The 24589-nt window shown below is 69.9% G+C and carries 20 protein-coding genes; 10 read left to right on the plus strand and 10 right to left on the minus strand.

Features of this window, described 5'->3' with window-relative positions; all coding sequences use genetic code 11:
• Positions 1-141: 141 nt before the first annotated feature.
• Positions 142-993, minus strand: coding sequence for a patatin-like phospholipase family protein (locus LR393_RS10915; protein ID WP_231483721.1), 852 nt, complete (start codon positions 991-993; stop codon positions 142-144).
• Between the two features lie 344 nt (positions 994-1337).
• On the opposite strand from LR393_RS10915, the gene LR393_RS10920 reads away from it, so the two are divergent.
• The 3 genes from LR393_RS10920 (at position 1338) to LR393_RS10930 (ending at position 3961) form a co-directional block, all read left to right on the plus strand.
• Complete coding sequence (locus LR393_RS10920) at positions 1338-1544, plus strand: hypothetical protein (RefSeq protein WP_231483722.1); 207 nt, start codon at positions 1338-1340, stop codon at positions 1542-1544.
• Between the two features lie 85 nt (positions 1545-1629).
• A complete protein-coding gene (locus tag LR393_RS10925) occupies positions 1630-2340 on the plus strand; it encodes a pyridoxamine 5'-phosphate oxidase family protein (RefSeq protein WP_231483723.1) in 711 nt (236 codons plus the stop codon).
• 163 nt (positions 2341-2503) lie between these two features.
• Entirely contained in the window at positions 2504-3961 is a 1458-nt protein-coding gene (locus LR393_RS10930) for an FAD-binding oxidoreductase (protein ID WP_231483724.1), read from the plus strand.
• A gap of 4 nt (positions 3962-3965) precedes the next feature.
• Here the strand turns inward: LR393_RS10930 and LR393_RS35170 are convergent, their stop codons facing one another.
• The gene (locus LR393_RS35170) at positions 3966-4472 is read right to left on the minus strand and encodes a methylated-DNA--[protein]-cysteine S-methyltransferase (protein ID WP_269327002.1); all 507 of its coding nucleotides are present in this window, start codon (positions 4470-4472) and stop codon (positions 3966-3968) included.
• 144 nt (positions 4473-4616) lie between these two features.
• On the opposite strand from LR393_RS35170, the gene LR393_RS10945 reads away from it, so the two are divergent.
• The 3 genes from LR393_RS10945 (at position 4617) to LR393_RS10955 (ending at position 8917) form a co-directional block, all read left to right on the plus strand.
• The gene (locus LR393_RS10945) at positions 4617-5393 is read left to right on the plus strand and encodes a LamB/YcsF family protein (RefSeq protein ID WP_231483725.1); all 777 of its coding nucleotides are present in this window, start codon (positions 4617-4619) and stop codon (positions 5391-5393) included.
• Between the two features lie 464 nt (positions 5394-5857).
• On the plus strand, positions 5858-7072 hold the full coding sequence (locus LR393_RS10950; RefSeq protein WP_231483726.1) for a lycopene cyclase family protein: 1215 nt from the start codon (positions 5858-5860) through the stop codon (positions 7070-7072).
• Between the two features lie 150 nt (positions 7073-7222).
• Positions 7223-8917, plus strand: a complete 1695-nt coding sequence (locus LR393_RS10955; RefSeq protein WP_231483727.1) for an alpha/beta hydrolase — start codon at positions 7223-7225, stop codon at positions 8915-8917.
• Here the strand turns inward: LR393_RS10955 and LR393_RS10960 are convergent, their stop codons facing one another.
• The 5 genes from LR393_RS10960 to purB all read right to left on the minus strand — a co-directional run bounded on the left by LR393_RS10960 (position 8918) and on the right by purB (position 14583).
• A complete protein-coding gene (locus LR393_RS10960; protein WP_231483728.1) occupies positions 8918-11170 on the minus strand; it encodes a heavy metal translocating P-type ATPase in 2253 nt (750 codons plus the stop codon).
• A gap of 2 nt (positions 11171-11172) precedes the next feature.
• Positions 11173-11397 (minus strand): cation transporter, encoded by a 225-nt coding sequence (locus LR393_RS10965; RefSeq protein ID WP_231483729.1) that lies wholly within the window; start codon positions 11395-11397, stop codon positions 11173-11175.
• A gap of 22 nt (positions 11398-11419) precedes the next feature.
• Entirely contained in the window at positions 11420-11701 is a 282-nt protein-coding gene (locus LR393_RS10970) for a metal-sensitive transcriptional regulator (RefSeq protein ID WP_231483730.1), read from the minus strand.
• Between the two features lie 232 nt (positions 11702-11933).
• Positions 11934-12794, minus strand: coding sequence for a helix-turn-helix transcriptional regulator (locus LR393_RS10975; RefSeq protein ID WP_231483731.1), 861 nt, complete (start codon positions 12792-12794; stop codon positions 11934-11936).
• Positions 12795-13200: 406 nt separating this feature from the next.
• Positions 13201-14583: an adenylosuccinate lyase gene (gene purB / locus LR393_RS10980; RefSeq protein WP_345718703.1), complete on the minus strand. Its 1383-nt coding sequence runs from the start codon at positions 14581-14583 to the stop codon at positions 13201-13203.
• 95 nt (positions 14584-14678) lie between these two features.
• Here purB and LR393_RS10985 point away from each other — a divergent pair, with 95 nt between their 5' ends.
• On the plus strand, positions 14679-15128 hold the full coding sequence (locus LR393_RS10985) for a cupin domain-containing protein (RefSeq protein WP_231483733.1): 450 nt from the start codon (positions 14679-14681) through the stop codon (positions 15126-15128).
• A gap of 63 nt (positions 15129-15191) precedes the next feature.
• Here LR393_RS10985 and LR393_RS10990 read toward each other — a convergent pair whose 3' ends face one another.
• Positions 15192-16907: an ABC transporter permease gene (locus LR393_RS10990; RefSeq protein WP_231483734.1), complete on the minus strand. Its 1716-nt coding sequence runs from the start codon at positions 16905-16907 to the stop codon at positions 15192-15194.
• A gap of 93 nt (positions 16908-17000) precedes the next feature.
• Here LR393_RS10990 and LR393_RS10995 point away from each other — a divergent pair, with 93 nt between their 5' ends.
• Genes LR393_RS10995 through LR393_RS11005 form a run of 3 tightly spaced genes read left to right on the plus strand, consistent with a single transcriptional unit; the run spans position 17001 to position 22058 of the window.
• Complete coding sequence (locus LR393_RS10995) at positions 17001-17972, plus strand: AAA family ATPase (RefSeq protein ID WP_231483735.1); 972 nt, start codon at positions 17001-17003, stop codon at positions 17970-17972.
• A 1-nt stretch (position 17973) separates the two neighbouring features.
• Positions 17974-19272, plus strand: a complete 1299-nt coding sequence (locus LR393_RS11000; RefSeq protein ID WP_231483736.1) for a DUF58 domain-containing protein — start codon at positions 17974-17976, stop codon at positions 19270-19272.
• Complete coding sequence (locus LR393_RS11005) at positions 19269-22058, plus strand: transglutaminase-like domain-containing protein (protein ID WP_231483737.1); 2790 nt, start codon at positions 19269-19271, stop codon at positions 22056-22058. The genes LR393_RS11000 and LR393_RS11005 overlap by 4 nt, the downstream gene beginning before the upstream one ends.
• On the opposite strand, the gene LR393_RS11010 is transcribed toward LR393_RS11005, so the two are convergent.
• Both LR393_RS11010 and LR393_RS11015 read right to left on the minus strand, forming a co-directional pair.
• The gene (locus LR393_RS11010) at positions 22059-23531 is read right to left on the minus strand and encodes a UDP-N-acetylmuramoyl-tripeptide--D-alanyl-D-alanine ligase (RefSeq protein WP_231483738.1); all 1473 of its coding nucleotides are present in this window, start codon (positions 23529-23531) and stop codon (positions 22059-22061) included.
• 51 nt (positions 23532-23582) lie between these two features.
• Entirely contained in the window at positions 23583-24449 is an 867-nt protein-coding gene (locus tag LR393_RS11015) for an MBL fold metallo-hydrolase (RefSeq protein ID WP_231483739.1), read from the minus strand.
• Between the last annotated feature and the right edge of the window lie 140 nt (positions 24450-24589).

Raw genomic sequence — 24589 nt, forward strand, 5'->3', positions numbered from 1 at the left:
GTACCAGGTGTACACAACGCTGGAGCGGTCAGGCCACAAATGCACGACGTGGCACCGCACGACGTGGCACGCTTGCGGTCCAGGTTCCGGGTGGGCCGGCGGTGGGTCCCACCCGGGTGACGTCCGTTCGTAGTCATCACCTCAGCTCGGTGGTTCGCCCCAGGCCACGGCCACGCTGTCGCGCACGAGCCGGGCCTGTGACCGGCCGGCCTTGGCGGCGTCGGAGCGGAACGCCGGGTCGAGGGGGTTGGAACCCATGGCCCGCTTGGTGTTGGCGTCGGGCATGACCACGGCACTGTGCACGTGCGGGCCGAGCTTCTCCAGCTGGTTGCCGACCCGACCGCTGCGCCGCACCGAGGCGGCGAACGGGGCCAGCACCACGACGCGTCCGTACCCCTGGGCCAGGTCGGCGTTGGCCGACGAGCGCACACCGCCGTCGATGTAGCGCCGCCCCTGGATCGTCACCGGCGGCCAGACCGTCGGCACCGCGCAGCTCGCGCCCACGGCATCGACCAGCGGCACCCCGGACTCCCGGTCGAAGACCACGAACTCACCGGTGGACGCGTCCACCGCGGTCACCTTGAGAGGCTCGGTGGGCCAGCGCTGCTCGGGCAGCCGGCTCTGGATCACCGAGCGCCGATCGCTCTCCGGCACGGTTCGCGAGGCCAGGGCGGCCTTGCCGATGCGCCTGCGAGCCCGCTCTTCCCGGCCCGGCGCCAGACCCAGCAGGGCCCAGTGCAGCATCGTGCGTTTCCCCAGCTCGGACGACAGTTCGCCGCGGGCCTCCGCGAGCTGCTCTTCGTAGAGCTGCTCGATCGGCCGCCCCGAACGTAGTTGCGCCCCGGCGACCGAGCCCGCCGACGTGCCAATGACCAGATCGGCCCGGGACAGGTCGACACCCAGCTCGGCGAGACCCGCGATCATGCCGAGCTCCCAGGCGATGCCCGTGATGCCGCCACCGGCCAGGACGAGCGCGCGTCGATCGTCCTTCACAGCTGAAGACCCCCACGAGTGGCCCGAATGGAACCTTGATTCTAGATCGGGGGTCCGCGTCTTCCTATGCCCGAGCCCGGGCCCGAGCCGGGCATCGGCCGGTGGTCAGGCGGGGAGAACCGATCGTGGGCCCCCCGAAATCGCCACGGTGGCAATCCTGCTCGGCGGCGACGAGTCGTGTGTCGGCCCGGTCGATGATCACAACTGGCGGGATCCGGGCGGGTCAGTATGGTGATCAACATCGAGCGAAAGTCCGGAAGGCCGGATTCCATCCGGATTTCACGGACTGCAAGGTCGTGCAAGCAATGGCACCCAACGGAACGTGACGGCACTCGGAGGAAAAGATGCGAATCCTGTCAGTGGTTCTCGTGGTCTGGCTCCTCATCGGTGTTCTGGCGTCCGCCCAGCGCGGATACTTCGACAGCGACAAGGACCCGGACGTGAGCTGCTCCGACGCGGGCACGATCGCGGTCAGCATCGTCGCCGGCCCGCTGAACTACCTGGGCGCCAACCCCAAGGTCGACTGCAAGGTGCCCCAGCCGAGCAAGTGACCGATAGGTTGCTCAGAGTGAAGGGCAAAGCCAAGACGGTAACGAAACTGGCGAAGGTCGTTCTATTCGGGCAAGGTCGGCTGGTATGACGACCGAACCGAACTCTGTCGGCGGGACGAATGATGTGGCGGCCGAGGATCAGCTGCCCACCTACACGCGACGCAGCGACCAGACCCGGTACGACGCCCAGGCCATCAATTCGGCCCTGGACGAGGCATTTCTGTGTCACGTCGCCTATATCGACAGCGGCGACCCGATCGTCGTCCCGATCATTCATGCCCGGGTCGGCGAGGAACTGATTCTGCGTGTCGGGCCGGAGTCGCGGCTGGCCGAGCTGGCCGCCTCCGGTGACATCGCGCTCTGCGTCACCCTCACGCTGCTCGACGGCCTGGTGCTGGCCCGCGCGGAGGTCGACAACACGGTCAACTACCGCAGCATCGTGATCCGGGGCACCGGCACGCTCGTGAAAGACGCCGAGGGCCAGCAGGCCGGGCTGGACGCGGTGGTCGAGCACCTGGTCGCCGGGCGCTCCAACCACTCCCGCCCGCCGACGCCGGAAGAGTTCGCCGAGGTCGTCCTCATCCGCCTGCCGCTCGCCGACGTGGCGCTGAAGACCCGCACCGGGCCGCCGCAGGACGCCGAGGAAGACCTCCCGCTGCACCACTGGGCGGGCGTCATCAGCGTGCGCAACGCCTACGGCCCGCCCTTCCCCTCGCCCGACCTGCCCTACGACCGGCAGGTGCCGGCGCAGCTGGCGAACTACAACCGTTCGGCCCGGGCACAGGGTTACCGGTAGCCCTCCAGCGCCGGAACACCCGCCGTCGTCCCTCTCTCCACCGGCGGATCGCACGCTAAAGTCGCGCGCGGAGGATTGCGACATCCCGGACAGTGATCGTCCGGGTGCGCGCCGCATGCACCGCTCGGTACTGCCCGTCACCAGCTGACGGTCGCTAGGAGGGATGCCCGCAGTGGACCTGCTCGCCGACCTGCGCGAGATCGTCGGGGACACGCACGTCGTCACCGACCCGGAAGCGGCCCAGCCGTACGCGCAGGACTGGACCAGACGCTGGCACGGCAAACCCCTCGCGGTGGTGCGCCCGGCGACCGTGGCCCAGGTCTCGGCCGTGCTGAGAGCCTGCGCGGCCGCCGGGATCTCCCTGGTGCCGCAGGGTGGCAACACCGGACTGGTCGGTGGTGGGGTGCCGCACGACGGGGAGGTCGTGCTGAGCCTGGCCCGGCTCGACTCGGTGGGCCCGCTCGATCCGCTCGGCCGCACGCTGATGGCCGGCGCCGGGGTCACCCTGGCCCAGCTGCAGCGGGCCGCGCGGAGTGCGGGTCTGGACGTGGGTCTGGACTTCTCCGCGCGCGACACCGCCACGGTCGGCGGCATCGCGGCCACCAACGCCGGCGGTGAACGCGTGATGCGCCACGGTGCGGCCCGGTTCCGCATCCGCGGGCTGGAGGTTGTGCTCGCCGACGGCTCGGTGGTGCGGCGCATGTCCGGCGTGGCCAAGGACAACACCGGCTACGACTTGGTGCAGCTGATGATCGGCAGCGAGGGCACACTCGGAGTGATCACCGCGGTGCAGGTCGACCTGATCCGCCCGCACAAGATCGTCGGCACCGCCCTGGTCGCGGTGAGCACGGTGGACGACGCCCTGACCGTGCTGCGGGCCGTGCAGCGCGACTTCACCGGGCTCGAGGCCGCCGAGTTCTTCCATCACGACGGGCTTCAGCTGGTGCTCAAGCACGAGCGCCTGGCCCAGCCCTTCGAGCGGCCGCACCCGCTCTACCTGCTCTTCGACCTGGCCGACGACGACAACCGGCCCGACTCCTTCGACGAGCTCACCGCACTGCTCACCGATCTCGACTGCGTGCGCGACGTGGTGCTGGTCGCCACCGCGGCCGAGCGGCGCCGGCTCTGGGAACTGCGCGAGCTGCAGACCGAGGCCGTCAGCGCCGAGGGGGTGCCGGTCAAGCTCGACGTGGCCCTGCCGCTGAACCAGCTCTCCAATTTCGAGCGGCAGCTCGCCGAGGTGGTGCGCCCGGTGGCCCGGCACGCCGTGTCGATCATCTTCGGGCACATCGCCGAGGGGAACGTGCACGTCAACCTGCTGAACGCGCTGGACGAAGACGCCGGCGGCGCGGTCACCGAGGCCGTGCTCGATCTGGTGGCAGCGCTCGGCGGCAGCATCAGCGCGGAGCACGGCATCGGTCAGGCCAACCGCCGGTGGCTACCCCTCACCCGGGGCTCGGCCGACCTCGCGGCCATGCGCGCGATCAAGCAGGCCCTCGACCCGGAGGGCATTCTCAGCCCGGGCCGGATGCTGCCCGACCCGGTCGTGCCCGAACCTGAGCCGAAGCCCAAGGTCGCTGCGAAGAAGACCACCCGCACCCGGGCCAGGACGACCCGCTGACTCCTCAGAAGAGAGCGCTGCCCTGCTCCAGATCGAGCAGGTAGCGCTTGCGTTCGAGCCCGCCGCCGTACCCGGTGAGCGAGCCGTTCGCACCGATGACCCGGTGGCACGGCACGATGATCGAGATCGGGTTCGCGCCGTTGGCCAGGCCCACCGCGCGGGAGGCACCCGGCACCAGCCCGAGCTGTGCCGCCACCGCGCCGTACGAGGCGGTGCGGCCGTATCCGATGTGCCGCAGCCGTTCCCACACACCGAGCTGGAACACCGTGCCGGTGGGGCGCAACGGCAGGTCGAACGCGGTCAGGGAACCGGCGAAGTATTCGTTCAGCTGCGAACGCGCCGCGGCGATCACGATCTCGTCGTCGTTCTCGGTGCCGCTGAACCGCACTTCGTCCCAGTGCCGGTGCGACGCCTTGTGCGGGCTGAAGAACAGTCCGGTCAGGGCCCCGGACTCAGCGATCAGGAGAAGGTCACCGACCGGGCTGGGGAGTACCGACCAGCTGATGGACATTCCTTGAGGTTAGAGGCCCGTCCGGGAGTGTTGCTGGCAGAAAAGCGACATTAATAGGGCCTCTCCCGGCCCGCTAGGACTGGGGGAGATCACAGGTCACCACAGTTGTTCGTCATCCTACGTTCAGATTGCTGGGGAAGAATCATGGCCGTGCCGGTAATCGACCTCAACGCCGATCTCGGTGAGTCTTTCGGGCGCTGGACGCTCGGCGACGACGCGGCTCTGATCGAGGTGATCAGCAGCGCGAACATCGCCTGTGGGTTCCACGCCGGTGATCCGTCCACGCTGCGGCGCAGCTGCGAGCTCGCAGCCGGCGCCGGGGTCGCGATCGGGGCTCAGGTGGCCTACCGCGACCTGGCCGGTTTCGGCCGCCGCTTCATCGACGTCGCCCCGGACGAGCTGCGCGACGACGTGCTTTACCAGCTCGGCGCCCTCGACGGCTTCGCCCGGGCGGCGGGCAGTCGCGTCACCTACCTCAAGCCGCACGGCGCGCTCTATCACGCGGCGGTCGGCAACGCGGGTCAGGCGAAGGCGATTGTGGACGCTGTGCGCACCTATGACCCGACCCTTGCGGTGCTCGGGCAGCCGGGTTCGTTGCTGCTGAAAGAAGCTGCGGCGGTTGGACTGCGGGCGGTGCCCGAGGCATTCGCCGACCGGCAGTACACCGCGGACGGCGGCCTGCTCTCCCGGTCCCGGCCCGGTGCGGTGCTCACCGACCAGGCCCGGATCGCCGAGCAGGTGCAGCGGCTGATGGCCGGTGAGGGCGTGATCGCGGACGACGGCAGCGTCGTACCGGTCAGCGCCGAGTCGATCTGCGTGCACGGTGACACGCCGGGGGCCGTCGAGATCGCGAAAACCGTGCGCACCGTGATCGCAGCGTCCGGTGGCAGTGTCCAGGCCTTCACGAATCTGCCGTCGTGAGCGTGGCCAGGTGGGGGGACAGTGGAAAAGGACGCGTGCCACTGGCCGAGAGGATGAATTCATTCTCGTCAGGTTCGATGATCTACAGCCCGATAACTGGTCACCCGGTGAATCTGAACGATGACTATGTGTAGAGTAAAACCGCTGTCGAGGGGACGACGCCAGCGGTGTGGGCCGGGGGGCCCATGGGATCGGCATCGCCGACGTCGCGCCAGCTCAGCGGGCACGGCCGACGCCCACGAAGGGCGTCTGGCCGCTGACCGGCGCATCACCAATGTCGGGGGACCGGTTGGTGCGCCGGTCAGCGCTCGTTGCCGACCGGAGAATTCGTCAGCTCACCACCCCCACGGATCGGAAATCCTGTGCGAGTCAGCGGCCAGCCCGTATCTACCGGCAAACCTGCCGGTCCCCCGATCGGCCAGGAATTCGGGAGCCGACCGGGCTCGGGTCCGGCGATGATCCCGATGGCGCGCCGCTCCGATCGCGGGGCCGGGCTCCTCGTCGACGTGGCGATCGTCGGTGGCGGGGGTGCCGGGCTGAGTCTGGTGCTGGCCCTCGAGCACGCCGCCCGCACCTCTGGGCGCCGGGCGCCGTCGATCGCCGTCATCGATCCGGTGCGGCGGACGGGTCAGGACCGTACCTGGTGCTGGTGGGCCTCCGAGCACGACCAGCCCGCCTGGCTCGCGCCCCTGCTCACGCACACCTGGCCGACCATGCGCCTGGTGAACGGCCAGGGCGCCACGAAAACCTACGACCTCGCGCCGCTGCGCTATCAGATGCTTCGCTCGGCCGATCTCTACGCCGCGGCCGACGCCGCGCTGGAGCGCATGGGCGGTGTCCGGATCACCGCGGCGGCCGATGATGTGTACGACGGCATGCCGCACGCGGTGGTGCGGGCCGGGGACGAGCGGATCCGGGCCAGCTGGGTGTTCGACTCCCGGCCCTCGCCGCCCTCGGCCCCCGGCTCCACGCAGCTGTTGCAGCACTTCCGCGGCTGGACCGTCCGGTTCCCCGACGGCTCGGCCAAGCTGGACGAAAATGTGGCCACGCTGATGGATTTCAGCGTCCCGCAGCCCGATCGCGGGGTGGCCTTCGCCTACTGCCTGCCGGTGGCGGCCGACATCGCCCTGATCGAGTACACCGAGTTCAGCCCCGCCGTTCTGGATCCCGCGCGCTACGACGAGGCTCTGCGTTCGTACCTCGACCGCATCTGGCCCGGCGTGACGTATCGGATCGAGGCGCAGGAAGACGGCGTGATCCCGATGACCGACGCGTCGTTCGCCCGCCGCACCGGTGACCGGCTCTTCCGGCTCGGTACCGCCGGTGGGGCGACCCGGGCGTCCACCGGTTATACGTTCTCGGCCATGCAGCGCCAGGCGCAGCAGATCGCCGAGTTGCTGCTGGACGACCGTCTCCCTGTCCCGCCCCGGCCCTACCCGCTGCGGCACCGCTGGATGGACGCCGTGATGCTGCGCGCCCTCGACCGTGGTTACGTCGACGGACCCGGTCTCTTCACCAGCCTTTTCGAGCGCAACCCGAGCGATCGGGTGATCCGGTTCCTGGACGGCACGAGCAGCCCGGCCGATGAGCTGGCCATCATGAGCTCCACGCCCGCCCCGGCGATGATGCGCTCGGCGATGGAAGACGCGTCGGCCCGGCTGAAGCGAATCTTCCGTTAGCGAGCGGCCGTCGCACAGAGTATCGACTGATCACCTGATGTGACACTACAGCTTTTCCCATGACAGAGTCGGTCTGCCGCGGGCAGTCACCGCAGCACCGGAGGCCCTTCGGGACATGTTCCGGTAAGCCGACTTTGGGGACTTCTGACGATGCTGCCACGGGCCTTCCGGCGTGCCGGAACCGGTGTTCTGATCAGCGCGGTCGCGGGCGGAGTACTGCTCAGCGCTACCGGTGAGGCAGCGGCCACGGCCGGCCCATCGTCCAGGAAGAAAGCCGCGGCCGCGGCTGTCGACCGCTACGACGCGCAGAAACTGCGCTGGCGCGCCTGCCTGGACCGCGACGAGATGCCCGGTCTGCCGGACGACTACTACCGGCTGGAGTGCGCCACCCTGCTCGCGCCCCGTGACTGGAACGTGCCGGAGGGCGGCGTGGACATCCGGCTCAAGGTCAGCCGGCTGAAGAGCACCACGGCCACGAAACCGGGCATGCTCTTCACCAATCCGGGCGGACCGGGCGCGGACGGCGCCGATCTGCCCCTGCTGATGGTGAGCGCCCGCCGCAAGAAACTGATGGCCGGCCAGGACATTTACGGCATGGACGTGCGGGGCGGCGGCGGGTCGAGCAACATCACCTGCGGTGGTGCGCAGAACCTGACGGCCGATCCGCGCCTGCGCTCGGATGCCAGTGTGAACCTCCAGCTCGACGCGGCCGAACTGACCGCGCGGGCCTGTGACGTGGCCGGTCGTGAGCTGAGCCAGTACGTCACCACTCCGCAGACCATTCAGGACGTCGACCTGCTGCGCCGGATCGCCGGGCACGACCGGGTGAACTGGCTGGGCTTCTCGGCCGGCACCTGGATGGGCGCGCACTACGCGACCCGGTTCCCCGAGCACGCCGGGCACCTGGTGTTCGACTCCAACGTCGAGTTCACCAGCACCTGGGAGAACGCGTTCAGCCGGCAGCCGCTCGGCTTCCAGCGCCGTTTCGAGCAGGACTTCGCACCCTGGGTGGCGAAGTACCACAGCGTCTACGGGCTCGGCTCCACCCCGCAGGCCGTGATCGCGAGCTACGAAAAGCTGCGCGCTCGCATGACTCCCGACGCTCCGGTGCAGGACGCGGTGACACTCGACGACGTCATTGCGGGCACCATGTACGCCAAGGTGCTCTTCCCCGACGCCGCCGCGTCCCTAGCTGACCTCAACGGGTACCTGCGGGCGCAGGGCAGCGGAAAGTTCCGCACCGCAGACCAGTACGCCGCGAAGGTGCGCAAGAGCGTGGCCCTGATCCAGCGTGACGGTATGAGCAACACCTTCTCCGGCGACGCCAACAGCTCCGTGTTCCTGGCCGTGACCTGCCAGGACACCCCGTGGAACGCGAGTCGCGGGTCGCTGGTCAAGTCTTCGGCCGAGGCCGGCAAGAACTACCCCCTGATCGGCTGGTCGACGATCGACCAGCCCTGCGCCTTCTGGAACCGGCCCGCCGGGGTGGACCTGCCCACACCGACCGGCCACGGTGTGCCGCCGGTGCTGATGGTGCAGTCCGTGAACGACCCGGCCACCCCGATCGAGGGGGCCCGGGCGGCCGCCGCGAACTTCGAAGGGGCCCGGCTGCTGACCGTCACGGGTGAGGGCGACCATGGCCTGTACGCCGGTGGAAACAGCTGTGTGGACAAGAAGGTCGACGACTTCATTCTCAACGGCAAGCTGCCGGCGGCCGGTGCGACCTGCAAGGGCACGGCCATGCCCGACCCCACCGCCGTCGGCGCGATGAGCGCCGCCCGGCTACCGGTCCGGGGCACCAACCCGCTGCTGGCCCTGCGCCAGATCAGCGAGCTGGTGCACTGATCAGGCCCGGAACCGCCGTAGCCGCAGTGAGTTCGTCACCACGGCCACGCTGCTCAGGGCCATGGCCAGGCCCGCGATCATCGGGTTGAGCAGACCGAACGCGGCCAGCGGCAGCGCGGCGACGTTGTAACCGAAGGCCCAGAGCAGGTTCTGGCGGACGATGCGAGACGTGGCACGGGAGAGCCGGATGGCCTGCGGCACGGTCTCCATCTCGCCGCGCACCAGGGTGATGTCCCCGGCCTCCATCGCGGCGTCGGTGCCCGTACCCAGCGCGAGCCCGAGTCGCGCGGTGGCCAGGGCGGCAGCGTCGTTCACACCGTCACCCACCATCGCCACCCGGTGGCCGCTCGCCTGCAGTCGCTCGACCACGGCGACCTTCTCCTCCGGCATCAGCTCGGCGAACACGTCGTCGGGGGCGATCCCGACCGACGAGGCAACCGCACGAGCAGTGGACGCGTTGTCCCCGGTGGCGAGCATCGGTGTCAGTCCCAGCGCCCGGAGTTGGGTGATCGCTTCGCGGGCACCGGGTTTGATGGTGTCGGCGATGGTGAGCACGGCGGCGGGAGTTCCGTCGATCCAGACGACGACCGCGGTGCGTCCCTCGGCGGCCGTGACGGCACCGGTCAGATCGTCCGGGAGTGCCGCGATGGCTTGACGCCGGTCGTCGGTGATGCTGCCCGACTGTTCCGGAACCGTCCCGGCGGCCGGGCGGCCGGGTGCCGACTCGTCCTCAATTTTACTGGTGAGCAACCACGAAGGCCGCCCGACGCGCACGCGCCGACCATCCACCGTGCCCTCGACCCCGAGGCCCTGGGTGCTCCCGAACTCGGTGACCGCCGGTAGCTCGCCGGGAACCGCGGCCACCACGGCCCGGCCCAGCGGGTGCTCGCCCGCGTGCTCCACGGCCGCGGCCAGGCGCAGGACCTCGTCGTGCTGGAACCCATCGGCCACTGTGACATCGGCCAGGCTCATCCGGCCCTGCGTCAGCGTGCCGGTCTTGTCCAGCACGATCACGTCGACGTGCTGGGCGTCTTCCAGTGTCTGCGGCCCGCGGATAAGAATGCCCATCTGAGCGCCCCGACCGGTCCCGACCAGCAGCGCCGTCGGGATGGCCAGGCCCAGCGCACACGGGCAGGCGATGATCAGCACCGACACCGCCGCGATCCCGGCGCTCTGCCAGTCGCCGGTGATCAGCACCCACAGCACCAGGGACAGCAGCGACAACACGATCACGGCCGGCACGAACACGCTGGACACCCGGTCGGCCAGACGCTGCGCCCGGGCCTTGCCCGACTGCGCCTCCTGCACGATGCGCGTGATCCGGGACAGCGTCGTGTCGGCGCCCACCCGAGTCGCCCGCACCACGATGCGCCCGGTGCCGTTCACGCAAGCGCCGGTGACGGTTGAGTCTGGTTTCACGTGAATCGGGAGGGGTTCGCCGGTGAGCATGGATTCGTCCACATCGCTGTCGCCCTCGGTCACCACGCCGTCGGTGCCGATGCGCTCACCCGGCCGGACCACGAAAAGGTCACCCACGGAGAGTTCTTCGGCCTTGACGCGGATTTCCCGGCCGTTCTTGAGCAGGTTCACGTCACGGGCGCCCAGGTCGAGCAGTGAACGCAGCGCCGCCCCCGAGCTACGGCGGGCACGAGCCTCCAGCAGTCGCCCGGTCAGCAGAAAAGTAGTGACTACGGTGGCTATTTCCAGGTAAGGCTCACCGGTGCCGGTCAGCAGTACGCCCACCGACCAGGCCGTGGCGGCCGCGACCCCCATCGACACCAGCGTGTCCATCGTGGCCGCACCGTGCCGCGCGTTGATGCCCGTGGCCCGGTGGAACGGCCAGGCCGCCCACGTCACCACCGGCAGCGCGAGCACCAGCGCCACCCAGCCCCAGCCCTCGAATTGCAGGGCGGGGATCATCGAGATCGCGGCCACCGGCACTGTGAGAATCCCGGCCAGGATCAGCCGCGGCTTGAGAGCTCTTTCCTGGTCGGTTTTCTCGTCGTCACCAGAGGACGCGTCGGGTGACGGGAACGTTGCCGTGTAGCCGGTCGCCTCGACCGTGGTGATCAGGTCGGCGTCGCTCACCCCGCCGGCCACGAGCACATGGGCGCGCTCGGTGGCGAGGTTGACGGTCGCGTCGACGCCGTCGAGGCGATTGAGTTTCTTCTCCACGCGGGTCGCGCAGCTGGTGCAGGTCATGCCGCCGATGGCCAGATCGACCTGACGGCGCGGAGTTACCTCGGTGTCCATCGTCAGGCCGGGGCGGCGAGCTCGTACCCGGCCTCGTCGACGGCGGCCGCGACGGCCGCGGGGTCGAGGGGTGACTCGCTGACGATGGTGACGGGGGTGGTGCCCTCGGGGTGCAGGTCGACCTCGACCGAGCTGACGCCGGGCAGGGCCGCCAGCTCGGAGGTGACCGCCGAGACGCAGTGTCCGCAGGTCATGCCGGTGACATCGATGTTCGTCGTGGTGCTCATGATTTCCTCTCCTGAGGTTTTGCTAGCTACGGACGAGCCGGGCAATGGCGTCGGCGGCCTCGGTGATCTTGACCCGGGCCTCCTCGTCGCCCTGCCGCGCGGCCTCGACCACGCAGTGCGACATGTGGTCCTCGAGCAGTCCCAGGCTCACGGCCTGGAGCGCCTTGGTGACGGCGGCGACCTGCGTCAGTACGTCGATGCAGTAGGTGTCTTCGTCCACCATGCGCTGCAGCCCTCGCACCTGCCCCTCAACGCGACGCAATCGCTTGAGGTAGTCCTCTTTCGAGCCGGTGTACCCAGCCATGTCCGCTCCCTTCCAAGAAACCCTACCCCCCTAGGGTATGCCTAGAGGCAAAGGAAATCTGGGCCCGGGTATTCCAGCAGGGCGGTTCATGGGTCGTACGTGCGTTCCCCGAGCCCATCTTTGCTTGAGCAAGCGATTCGATGGGGCCCGGTTGCGTTCCGGTCCTGGCCCCGCTGGGCGAGGCCAGACGTTCTGCGGGCAGCGGCGGATCTCTGAGAAAACAGTGCTGGCCTCAAGAGTTCGGCGGTGCCGGTGCGGTGGCAGCCCAGGAGGCCAGCATCGGCAGCACCCGGGCCGTCGCCGAGTCCGGCTCGACGGTGTAGACGATCAGCCGCTGGTCCGGGTCGAGGGGGCCGGTCAGCATCTCCACGCCGAAGGTCAGGTCGCCGGCCACCGGGTGACGGATGCGCTTGGTCATCGAGGCATAGTCACGTACCCCGTGGTCGTCCCACCAGCGGGCGATGTCGGGGTCCCGGCGCAGGCGCTGGATGTCGGTGTGCAGTCGCCTGTCGTGCGGCCGCCGCCCGGCTTCACGCCGCATCGTGGCCACGGCGGCCCGGGCGAAATCGGGCCAGTTGATGATGCGATCGCGGGCACCCGGATCGGTGAGGAGCCATCCATTGAAGAGCGTGCCGGGCTCCATCGCGTGGCCCAGCACCTCGCTGAGCAAGGTGTTGCGGGCCAGCACCTGTGACCGGTTACCCAGGAGCAGGGCGGGCAGGTGATCGAGGGCGGACAGTACCCGCAGCAGACCCGGATCGGCGACCTGTTCCGGCTCGGGGCGATGGCGATGGCGATGGCGTGAGCGGGCCGCCGGGGCGGCCAGGTCATGCAGGTGGGCACGTTCCACGTCGTCCAGGCGCAGGGCCCGGGCCAGTCCGTCGAGCACCTCCACCGAGATGTTGGCCTGCCGGCCCTGCTCGAGGCGGCTGTAGTAGTCCGGGCTGAGACCGGCCAGCACGGCCAGTTCCTCCTTGCGCAGTCCGGGTACCCGGCGGGCTCCGGGGAACGGTGTCATACCGGCCTGCGCCGGGGTGATCCGGTCGCGCCGGGAACGCAGAAAAGCTCCGAGTGCCGTGCGGTCCTGCGCCATCCCAGCACGGTACGTCAGCTCCTGAAGTCCTACCTGGTCAGGCTGTGACCAGGAACGACAGGGTGCTGGCCGGGCCCCGGCCGCGAGAACCAGGGCGTGACAGACGAGCTGAACGGCCGTACCGCCCTGGTCCCCGGCGCCACCAGCGGCATCGGCGAGGCGATCGTCCGCAACCGGGCCCGGAGCCCACGGGGAGATCGGTGGACGCGGGGATTCCCTGGTCGGCGAACTGCGCACCGCCGGGGCGAAGGCCGACTTCCTGGCATCCGACCGGGCCCGGATGATTCAGGGGGTCACGCTGGACGTGGACGACGACCTGTCCGCTACCCGCCTGCGCTGGTAGCCGACTCAGAACGGTGGGCCCGGCGCTTTTTCAGGCCGGGTCCACCGTTCTGAACCCAGTGGTTCAGTGCAGCTGGTCGACCAGTTTCGACGCCACGCCGACGTAGGTGCCTGGCGTGAGCTCGATGAGGCGCTGGGCCACGTCTTCGGGCAGACCGAGACCGGACACGAACTCGCGCATCACCTCGGCGTCGACCTTGCGGCCGCGGGTGAGTTCCTTCAGGCGCTCGTAGGGCTGCTCCAGCCCGTGTACCCGCATCACCGACTGCACCGCCTCGCCGAGCACCTCCCAGGTGGCGTCGAGGTCGCGGGCCAGGGCCGCCGGGTCGGCGTCGAGACCGGCCAGACCCTTGCGGGCGTTGTCGATGGCCAGCAGCGAGTGGCCGAACGCGATGCCGATGTTGCGCTGCATCGAGGAGTCGGTCAGGTCGCGCTGCAGACGGGAGGTGACCAGGGTCTGCTCGAGCACCCCGAAGAGGCCGTTGCTGACCTCGAGGTTGGCCTCGGCGTTCTCGAAGCGGATCGGGTTGACCTTGTGCGGCATGGTCGACGAGCCGACCGAGCCCTGACCGCGCACCTGGATGAAGTAGCCCATCGAGATGTAGGTCCAGACGTCGGTGCACAGGTTGTGCAGCACCCGGTTGAACCGGGCCACGTCGGAGTACAGCTCGGCCTGCCAGTCGTGCGACTCGATCTGCGTGGTCAGCGGGTTCCAGGTCAGGCCGAGGTGCTCCACGAAGGTGCGGGAGATCTCGATCCAGTCGGTGTCGGGGGCTCCGGCGATGTGCGCCGAGAAGGTGCCCGTGGCGCCGTTGATCTTGCCCAGGAACTCGGTCTTGTCGATGCGGCGCAGCTGCCGGCCCAGGCGGTGGGCGAGCACGGCCAGCTCCTTGCCGAGCGTGGTCGGCGTGGCCGGCTGACCGTGGGTGCGCGCGAGCATCGGCAGGTCGCGCAGCTCGTGGGCCAGGTCGGTGATGTCTTCGTGCAGGGCCCAGGCGGCGGGCAGCCAGACCAGGGCCACGGCGTCGCGCACCATCAGCGCGTAGCTGAGGTTGTTGATGTCTTCACTGGTGCAGAACAGGTGGACGATCTCGCCGAGATCGGCGAGCGAGTGCCCCTCCATGCGCTTCTTCACGTAGTACTCGACGGCCTTGACGTCGTGCAGCGTGACCCGCTCCGTCTCGGCCAGCTCGGCGACGCTCTCGGCGTTGAAGTCGGAGGCGATCGCCCGCAGGTAGGTGATCTCTTCGGGCGTGAGCTTGCGCAGGCCCGGAACGGCCTGGTTCTCGGTCAGGTGGATCAGCCACTCGACCTCGACGTGCACCCGGCGCTGGTTCAGCGCGGCCTCGGACAGGTGCTGGGCCAGCGGCGCCACGGTGGTCCGGTAGCGACCGTCCAGCGGGCCCAACGGCACGTCACCGAGCACGTTCGGCGGCGAGTTGAGCAGGCCGGGCTGATGCAGGGACGGGCCGGGGCGCGGGGTGCTGAGCTGGGTCACAGGGGCAATGGTCCCACGGCGCCGCAGGCTCTACGGTGCTGGCCATGCCGACGCTTCCCGACTGGGCCAACGGCCTCGGGCTCCAGCAGCACCCCGAGGGTGGCTGGTTCGCCGAGACCTACCGATCCACGCATGAGCTCGAGCCCGGGCAGCTGCCCGCGGCCGGCTACGAGGGGCCCCGGCCGCTGGCCACGTCCATCGTCTTCCTGCTGTTGCCGGGTGAGACCTCGGCCTGGCACGTGGTGCGGTCCGACGAACTCTGGATCCATCAGCGTGGCGGTCCGCTGGCCCTCGGCCTGGGCGGTGGTGACCCGGCCGGTCCGGGCCCGGCGATCGAGTCGATCCTGGGTACCGATCCCGGGCAGAGCCCGCAGCTGCTGGTCCCGGCCGGTATCTGGCAGACCGCGCGCCCGGCCGGCGACGAACCGGTGCTCGTGGGCTGCGTGGTCACGCCCGGTTTCGACTACCGCGACTGGCGGCTGGCCCAGCAATGAATGAAGGACGAGGTGGTCACCTTGCGGTGACCACCTCGTCCTTCATCGGTGGACTTTCGAGGATCAGACGGTGGCCGGGGTCTTCTCCGACTCGGCGACCTCGAGGTTGAGCGCCTCTTCCTCGGCCTTCAGCTCGGCCAGGCGGTCGTTGCTGTTACGCAGCAGGCTGCCGAGCACCAGCAGGGCCAGGCCCACCACGGTGTAGATGATGAAGACGAGCAGGGCGGACTTGCTGCCCTGGCCGTCGAAGAACGCCATCGACCGCAGCACCGTGGCCGTGGCACCGGGCGGCAGCAGCTGGCCGACCGTGTCCCACGGCGACGGCAGCCACTCCGGCACGGTGCTCAGACCGGACAGCGGAGCGCCGAACAGCACCAGCACCGCAACGCCCAGCCCCAGCGCGATCCGGCCGGCCAGAGCGTTCAGACCGAGCAGGATGATCGTCGTGGCGAAGAACCCGGCTGCCAGACCGGCGGCCAGGAGCGGGTAGTTGCCGTGCCAGGTCGAACCGGACACGTAGGTGAGCACGGCGGCGACGGTCAGGCCGAGAGCGGCCGAGGCGAGCACCGCGCCACCGACCTGGGCCAGCGGACGGCGACGGTAGAGCATGATCAGGCCGATCGCGGGCAGAGCAGCGACGATGACCAGCGGGAGCTCGGCGCCGGACAGGCCGTCGGCGCGCGGATCCTTGGTCGGCTGGGCCTTGACGTCGGTCACCGTGACCTGGGCCTGGGCCTGGGTCATCAGCGTGTTCGCCACGGTCTGCAGGGCGTCGGAAGCCTGGATGCCGGCCGCCGTCGAGACCATCATCTGGGCCTGGGTGTCGTCCACGTACAGACCGCCGTAGACCTCACGGTCCTCGATGGCATTCCGCAGGTCGGACTGACTGGTGTAGGTGTGCACCTGGAAGGTGCCCTTGCCACCGATCTGCGTCATCAGAGTGGTGAGCTGGGAGCTGATCTCCTTGGCCCCGGCCACACCGACCGGAACGTCGTGCGGCTTGGCCTTGGCCAGCGGCAGCGCCATCGACCCGATCAGCAGGGCGGCCAGTGCGGCGAGCGCCACCAGCGTGCCGAGCAGCGGGAAGAGCGTGGCGTTCTTGTCCGCCGGGACCTTCTCGGCCTTCGCGCCCCAGGGGGCCGCAGGCTGAACCGGCTCGACCGGTCCGGCGGGGGTGCCGGACGTGATCACCTCGGCGGGCTCGGCCTCCGGGGTGGAGCCGGTGGTCGAAGCCGTCGTGGAAGCAGGCGTCGAAGCAGCTCCGGCACCCACGGCACCGCCGGCGGCGCCGACGGTCGTGGCGGCCAGGCTGGTCTCGATCGGAGCGGTCTTGTCCTCCGGCTCCTCGACCTTTGCCGGGGTCTCGTCGGCCTTGGCCGTCCCGACCTCGGTGACCTTGGTGGCCTCAGTGGTCTCCGTGCTGTCGGTGGACGCCTTGTCGGCCGCCGTGGTGGGCAGCGGGCGGAGCGTCAGGTCGGCGGGCTCGGCCTTGGCCGAGGTCGCCGGCTTCGTCTCCGTGCCCGTCACCTCGTCCTTGCCGTCCTTGGCCGTTTCGACCGCACCCTCGTCCGTGGTGTCCTGGGTGTCACCGGGCTCGTCGTCCGTCGTGTCGACGGCGACCTTCGTCTCCTCAGCGGGGGACGCGTCCTTGGTGGACGTCGCCTCCCCGGTGCCCACGGCGTCCTCAGATGAACTCTTCGGGGTCGTCCCGGTAGGGTCCGGGGCCGCCTTCTCCGAGTCGGTTTCGGGTCCTGTGCCGGACGCCGAATCGCGGGTCATCGTCTCTCCTCTTCACGGGGTGGTTCACGAGGGCCGGTCGGGGCGCAGATTAGCCGACTCAGCAATGAGTCCTTCACAGACAATTTGACCTGGTTGACCCAGGTCAAGTTCAAGCACAGCCATCGGCTGCCGACGCAAGAAGGCATGGACGTCGTGCCCGCCGCCCGCCTGGTGGCCAATATCGAGCAGGTGGTGCGCGGGCAACACGCCGCCGTCGAGCTGCTGGCGATCGCCGTCCTTGCCGGCGGGCACGTCCTGATCGAGGACGCGCCGGGCACCGGCAAGACCACCCTTGCACAGTCGGTGGCCCGCACGGTGGGTGGCGTGTTCCAGCGGATCCAGGCCACGGCCGACCTGATGCCCTCGGACATCACCGGATCGTCGGTCTGGGACCCCAGCCGCCGGGAGTTCAGTTTCATCCCCGGCCCGGTGTTCGCCGACGTGCTGCTGGTGGACGAGCTGAACCGGATGCCCCCGCGCACCCAGTCCGCGCTGCTCGAGGTGATGGCCGAGCGAATGGTCACGGTGGACGGCGTGCGGCATCCCGTCCCGCCGACGTTCTTCCTGGTCGCCACCCAGAACCCGCTGGAGCAGCACGGCACCTACCCGCTGCCGGAGGGCCAGCTCGACCGGTTCGCCGTGCGCCTGCATCTGAGGCCGCTGACCGCCGTCGACGAGTTCACGGTGGTGCGGGAGCAACTCACCGGGCCCACCGTGGACACCCTCGAGGCCGTGATCGACCCGGCCGGGCTGAACCGGCTGCGTGACACCGTGCACGCGGTCTTCCTGGCCGAACCGGTACTGGAATATGCGGTCAAGCTCACCCGATCCACCCGCGCCGACCAGCGGATTCGTGCCGGAGCAGGGTCTCGGGCCGCGATCGCCCTGGCCCGCTGCGCCCAGGCCCGGGCCGTGCTGCACGGCCGGGAGTACGTGACGCCCGAAGATGTCGCCGAACTCGCCGTGCCGGTTCTGGCCCACCGCATCGTGCCCGCCGTGGCGACCCCCGCCGAGACGCTGATCGGCGAGCTGGTCAAGGCCCACCCGGTTCCGGTGCCGGCCTGAGATGCGACTGGACCGGCAGGGTCTGCGGGTTGGCCGACGGGTCGGTCTAGGGGCCGGTCTACGGGCCGGCCTGCGGAAAGACGTACATCTGATCCGGCCGATCACGCCGGGCGGCTGGCTGGCGATCATGCTGGCGGCGGTACTGGCGGCGATCGCGATCCGGGCCCTGAACCCCTGGCTGCTGCTCGTGGCCTGCGCCCTGGCCGTGCCGGCACTGGTGTCCCAGTTCTTCCGGCCTGACCTGACGTCGGTATCGGTGGCGTTCCGCTCGCCGGAGCGGATGGTGGTGGGTGAGCCGGTCGAGCAGGTGCTCTCGGTGCGCAATGACGGCCGGAACAGCACTCCTGGTCTCGGTGTGGTGCACACCTGCGCCGGGCTGGCCCCGGTCACGCTGGCGGTGCCGCCGCTGCCGCCCGGTGGTCAGGTGGAATTCACACTCAGCCGGACACCTGTTCATCGCAGTCACACCGAGATTCACGAGATCCGGTTGTGGACCACTGCCCCCTTCGGGATGGCCGGGCACGCCCGGCGCATCCGCCGGGAGGCCGAGTTCGTGGTGCACCCGGCCCGGGTGCCGGCCCTCGAGATCGGGACCGGTCGCTTTTCGATGGAGGACGCGCAGGGCGCCCGGCTCTCGCAGCCCGGCACCGAGCCGCACGGGTTGCGGGAATGGCGGCACGGCGACGACCGCCGGCACGTGAACTGGCGCGCCACCGCGCGCCAGCCGCGCCCGGAACAGCTGATCGTGGTGGTGCCGGAGCCCGAGGTGGAGTCGCGCCTGGTGCTGGTCGTCACCGGCTCGGCGCAGGACGACGACTGGGAGGACCTGGTCTCCCTGGCCGCCTGGTCGGCCTGCGCCGCGGTCGGGACCCACGCCGAGGTGACCCTGCTGGCGCCGGGCGTCGCCGAGTGGACCGGTACCGACGAGCAGCAGATCCTGGACTGGTTCGCCGGTCTGGGCGCCGAGCCGGACCCCGGTACCCCGGTCGTGGACGGTGAGGAGTTCCACGCCGACGTGCACGCCCGGGAGTCCGCCGGGGTCGTCGTGGTCGTGGCCACCACCCGGCCGTTCGGTCTTCACCTGCTGGCCGGTCACGCGCCGATGCCAGGTCCCGCGACGATGCCGGGCTCCGGGACGATGCCGGGTCCCGGGACGATGCCGGGCTCCGGGACGATGCCGGGTCCCGCGACGATGCCGGGCTCCGGGACGATGCCGGGCTCCGGGACGATGCCGGGCTCCGGGACGATGCCGGGTCCCGGGACGATGCCGGGTCCCGCGACGACGCCGGGTCCCACGTGAAGAGCCCGGCCACGCTGCTGACTCTGGTCTCGGCGGCGCTGGCGCTGGGGCTGGCCGGGTTGCTGCCCGCCGCTGTCTGCCTGCTGGTGATGGTGCTCGTTGTGGCCGTGGGTGTGCTTGTCCCTCTGAGGTTTCCGCAGGTCACGGGTGCTTCGTGGAGCCGTACCGCGGTGGCCGGGGCAGCGCTGGGCCTGGTGGTGCTGGCCACGGCCCTGACCGGGTCGCGGGCCCTGATCACGGGTGACGTCGACGATCAGCTGGCCTCCGCGGCCGCCGTGCTGGCTGTTCCGGAGGGTGTGCCCCTGGGCCTGCTCGCGGCGCTGGCCGCCGGGTCACTGGTGGCGGTCACGCTGGAGCTGGGCGACCGGCGCGGGGTGCAGTCCGGTCTGGTGCTGGGGGCGGCCGTGCTCGGTCTGGCCTGTGTCGCGGCACCGTCCGGCCAGCGGCTGCTGATCCCGATCATCGTGGGCTGGCCCGCGGCCCTGTTCGCCCTGACCAAGCTCACGACCGTGCAGGCCCGGCCGGCCTCCGCCGTCATCGCGATGAAGGTGACGGCGGGCCGGCCGGAATCGGGCCTGGCCCCGGCCCTGCACTGGCGGGTCGTGCCGGTGCTGCTGGCGATCGCGGTGAGCTGCGCCCTGCTGGGGGCCGCCGCGGCTTCTGGTCTGGCCGAGGTCGCGATGAGTGCCGCCGCGGGTGCCTCAGGCGGCTCGCCGGGTGGCAGCAGTGCCCGGGCCTGGGACACGAAGTTCCTCGGTGGCCGCATGAGCCTGAACTCCCGGGGCCCTCTCAGCGAGACCCCGGTGGCCGAGGTCCCCGCCGACGCACCCACCCACTGGCGCACCGCCACGCTGGACTTCTACACCGGCACCGGATGGCAGACCACCGGCAGCTCGAGTCTGACCACCACGCTGGAGTCGGGTGGGGACGGGGTGGTGCTCCGGACCGCCGGCGACGACTCGGCCGCCAGTGTCGATGACCTGGACGTCACAACGGACAGCGGGGGCAGCCCGGCAGATGGTGGGGACAGCTCTACCGGCGGTGGAAGAGGCTCTACCGGCGATGTGGACGGCTCAACGGACGGCACTGCGAATAGCGCGACCGCCGGCACCGACGGCACGGCTGATGACCCTGACGGCACGGCTGACGACCCGGGCGGCACCAGTGACGACGCGAACGGCACCGCTGGCGACGAGAACGGCACTGCCACCGACGAGAACGGCACTGCCACCGACTCGTCGGACGGCTCCAGCTCCTCCGGCTCAGAATCCAACTCCAACTCTGGCTCCGGGTCGGATCCGACTCCGGTCCCGACCACCACCGGCTCTCTGCTCAACCCCGACCCAGCCGTCCCGGATGACCTGACCAACCCCGCCGACCCCGGTGAACTGGGCATCGGTAACAGCAGCCTGAAATCCCGCTCCGACTCCCGCTCCGACTCCCGCTCCGACTCCCGCTCCGACTCCCGCTCCGACTCCCGCTCCGACTCCCGCTCCGGCGCGCACCTCACCCCAGAACCGACCTCAGGATCGGATGTGGTTTCTGGTAGTGGTGCTGCCGGCGGCGCCGACAGCCTCGAGAGTGCGGCCGATCCGCCGAGCCTGACCACCCAGCTCGGCGCGGTCCGCAGTGACGAGGTGGTGATCCGGGGGCGGGGGACGGCCCAGCTGATCTCCCCGGGACGGGTGCTCACAGCGAATCTGCCCGCCCGGTACGCCGATCGCATCTTCATCTCGAACGGTGACCGGGTGATGCTGCCCGCGAGTAACGGCGACGAGTATCTGGTGCGCAGCCAGGTCTATCCTGTCACCGCCCAACCGGAGTCGATCGGGACCGGTGCGGACGATCGGGTGGTGAGCACCTCGTCCACCATTGACCAACGGTGGCTACAGGTCCCCGAGAACCTGCCCACGCGCGTTCTTGATCTGTCGGCTCAACTGACCGCGAACGCGTCCACCCGCCTGGCCGCCGTGCAGGCGGTCGAGCAGCGGCTCGACCAGATGATGACCTACACGCTCGACGCCGCAGTGCCCCCACAAGGCCGTGACGCCGTCGATTTCGCGTTGTTCGACTCGGGGCAGGGCTACTGCGAGCACTTCGCCAGCGCCGAGATCGTACTGCTGCGGGCGGCGGGCATCCCGGCGCGCATGGTGGTCGGCTACCTCGCCGACGGCAGCGACCGGACCGGTGACGGCCGCCAGGTCATCCGGGGGGCCGCGGCCCACGCCTGGGTCGAGGTGTGGTTCCCGGGCGCCGGCTGGGTCACCTCCGACCCGACCCCCTCGGGCGGTGTCGGGCAGACCTTCATGCAGTCGCTGAACTCGCGGTTCAACCGGTTGATGTCCGATCTGGCCGATCACACCGTGGCTTTCGTGACCGGAATCGTCGGCCCGGTGATCCTGATCGCGGTCGGTCTGGTGCTCTGGTTGTTTCGCCGGTCGCTCGTGGGCCTGTTCCGGCGGCGGTCCCGGGAACCGCGGGTGGCCGAGCCGCACCGGATCGACCCAGCTCTGCGAAAAGCTTTCGCAAGCCTGGAATCAGTACTGGAACAGCAGGGCGGAGCCCGGGCGGAGAACGAGTCCCTCGCGACGCTGAAAGACCGGGTGATCGGTGGCCGGGCCTATCTGGATACGACGGAGAAGGACGAGCTGGAGAAGGCTTTCGACATACTGACCCGGGCCCTGTATGCGCGGACCCCACCGGACGAGAACGAATGCCGGGAGGCCGCAAGGAGTTTCGATGAAGAAGCCAACCGCCGACGGGAAGCCCGGAAAGCCTCCCGGTGATCAGCCCGTCGTGAGTTTCGGGCAGTCGGCGCAGTTGATGTAGAGCGGGCACGAGGTCAGGGCGCAGGTGACTGTGTGCCCGGCCAGACCCAGGTAGACCCGCTCCATGTGCATGGCGCGTGATCCCTTGGCCAGTACCACCGCCGGCTCTGACGAGGCGTCAAGAATGTCTTTGACCTGCGCGAACGCCTCGCGCGCGGACGCGACCGGGTAAATGTCGGCAGCGGGTACCCCGTCTTCGGCGGCGCTCTCCCGCAGCGGCGCGGCGGCCTCGCCCACGGTGACAAGATGTGTGACGCTCGTGGCCGCCTTGCGCCCGACCCGGGAGTGCAGCTCGTGCGAGAACTCGCCCAGCTCGCCCATCTGCCCCAGCACGGCCACCTTCACCCCGCCGGGCAGGCTGCCCAGCAGGTCGAGCGACGAGATCATCGCGTCCGGGCTGCCGTTGTAACTGTCGTCGATCATCAGCAGCTCGTCGTCGATACGACGCAGCGACGCCCGCCCGGCCGGCGGCTGCACACCCCGCAGCGCCTCGATGCTCTCGCTCGGCGCGATGTCGTAGACCCGGCCCACGGCCACCGCCAGCATGGCCGCGTAACCGAAGTGCCGCCCGGCCGCGCCGGTGCTGAACCGCAGCGACTGGCCGTCCACCTCGATCACGCCGCGGGTGCCGTGCTCGTCCACCGTGACGTCGACCGCGCGCAGGTCGTTGCCCTCGTCGAACCCCACCCGCACCACCGTGGCCTGTGCGGCACCGGGAAGGGCGAGCGTGGTGGAGGTGAGCAGCTGGTCGTCACCGTTGATGATCCACACCCCGCCCGGGCGGGTGTGATTGAAGATGTCGGTCTTCTCGTTGGCCAGTTCCTGCTGGTCGGCGAAGTTTCCGAGGTGGGCGAAGCCGACGTTGGTGACCACCGAGACGTCGGGTGCGACCAGCCCGGCCAGGTGGCCGATCTCGCCGGGGTGGTTCGTGCCGATCTCCGAGATCACCTGGGTCTGCGTGGGCTCGATGGCCGTCAGCGTGAGCGGCACGCCCAGGTGATTGTTGAAGCTGGCCTTGTTCGCCAGGATCTCGAACTTGGACTGCAGCACCTGAGCGATCAACGTCTTGGCGGTGGTCTTACCGGCCGAACCGGTGACCGCGACCACCGAGGCGGTGCTGCGTGTGCGGGCGTGAGCCGCGGCCTCCTGCAGCGCGATCAGGGTGTCGGGCACCCGGATCACGGTGATGTCGAGATCGGCCAGCTCCGGAACCTCGGCGGGATCGCGGCTGATCAGCGCCCCCGTGGCCCCGGAACGCACGGCCGCGGCCACGAAGTCGTGGCCGTCACGGGAAGGCCCCGGGATCGCGACGAACAGCTCGCCGCCGGTGATGTCACGGGTGTCGACGCTCGCACGGCTGAACTGCTCAGCGTTCTTCCGCACGACCTCGGCATCCTCGATCGCCGCGAGGACGTCGCCCACCTGGATCACAGAATCGTTCCCTCCACGCACAAACCGCCGGAGGCCCGATTCTAGGGCCGATCAGAGCTGGGCGAGTTCGGCCAGGTGCTCCTGGGCCCGGCGCAGGGCGATCAGGCCCGCCTGATCACCGACGGCCAGCCGGCTGGCGTGCCACTCCAGGTCGGTGTCGTCGAGGTGTGAGGGGAGTCGGCGGGCCAGGTCGGCGACCTCGGCGATCTGGGCGCACTGCCGCATCAGGAAGCGGGGATCCACCACGTCGCCGTGGCCGGGCACGATCACGCTGCCCACGCGTTCCAGCAGACGGGTCAGGGTGGGCGCCCAGTCCAGGGGATAGGCGTGGTCGAACGAGGGCGGCGCCCCCTGCTCGAGCAGGTCGCCGACGAAGGTGACGTCGGCGTCGGGCACCTCGACGACCATGTCGTTGTCGGTGTGGCCGCGGCCCGGGTGGTGCAGCACCACCTGCCGGCCCCCGAGGTCGATCGTCGCGTCGGCCGCCATCGTGCGGTTCGGCGGGGTCACCCGCACCGCGTCCAGCTCGCCGGCGAGCACCTCCTCGCCGGACTCCCGCAGCCAGCTCGCGATCTCGACCCGCTGCTGCAGGCCGTTCGTGGCCAGGTCGGCGTGAGCGCGCTCGTGCGCCCAGATCTCGCAGTCGGGCTGGTTCTCGGCGAACACCGCGGTGCCGAAACAGTGGTCGAAGTGCGAGTGGGTCAGGGCCACCACGTGGGGCAGCCCGGTGATCGAACGGACCGCCCGGTACAGCTCAAGGCCCTCGCGCTCGCTGCCGCGGGTATCGATCACCAGGCAGCGGTCGTCGCCGAGCACCAGACCGGCATTGACGTCGAGAGTTTTGTTGCGGCGCACGAAGACCCGGTCGCCGACCTCTCGCCAGCGGCCCCAGTGGGCGGTGTGGTGCTGGGTGAACAACTCGGCTCCCTCATTCTGGCCTTCAGCTCCCCAGCCGAAGACACGCCGACAGTTGTTGCCTGGATTGCCGGATTGATCAGCAGTCGTAGCGACAATCCGCATTGATCACACAACGCAGCGTACGCCCGTTCTGGGTGAAT

It is taken from the genome of Kineosporia mesophila, from assembly GCF_021129235.1.
GTDB classification, from domain to species: domain Bacteria; phylum Actinomycetota; class Actinomycetes; order Actinomycetales; family Kineosporiaceae; genus Kineosporia; species Kineosporia mesophila.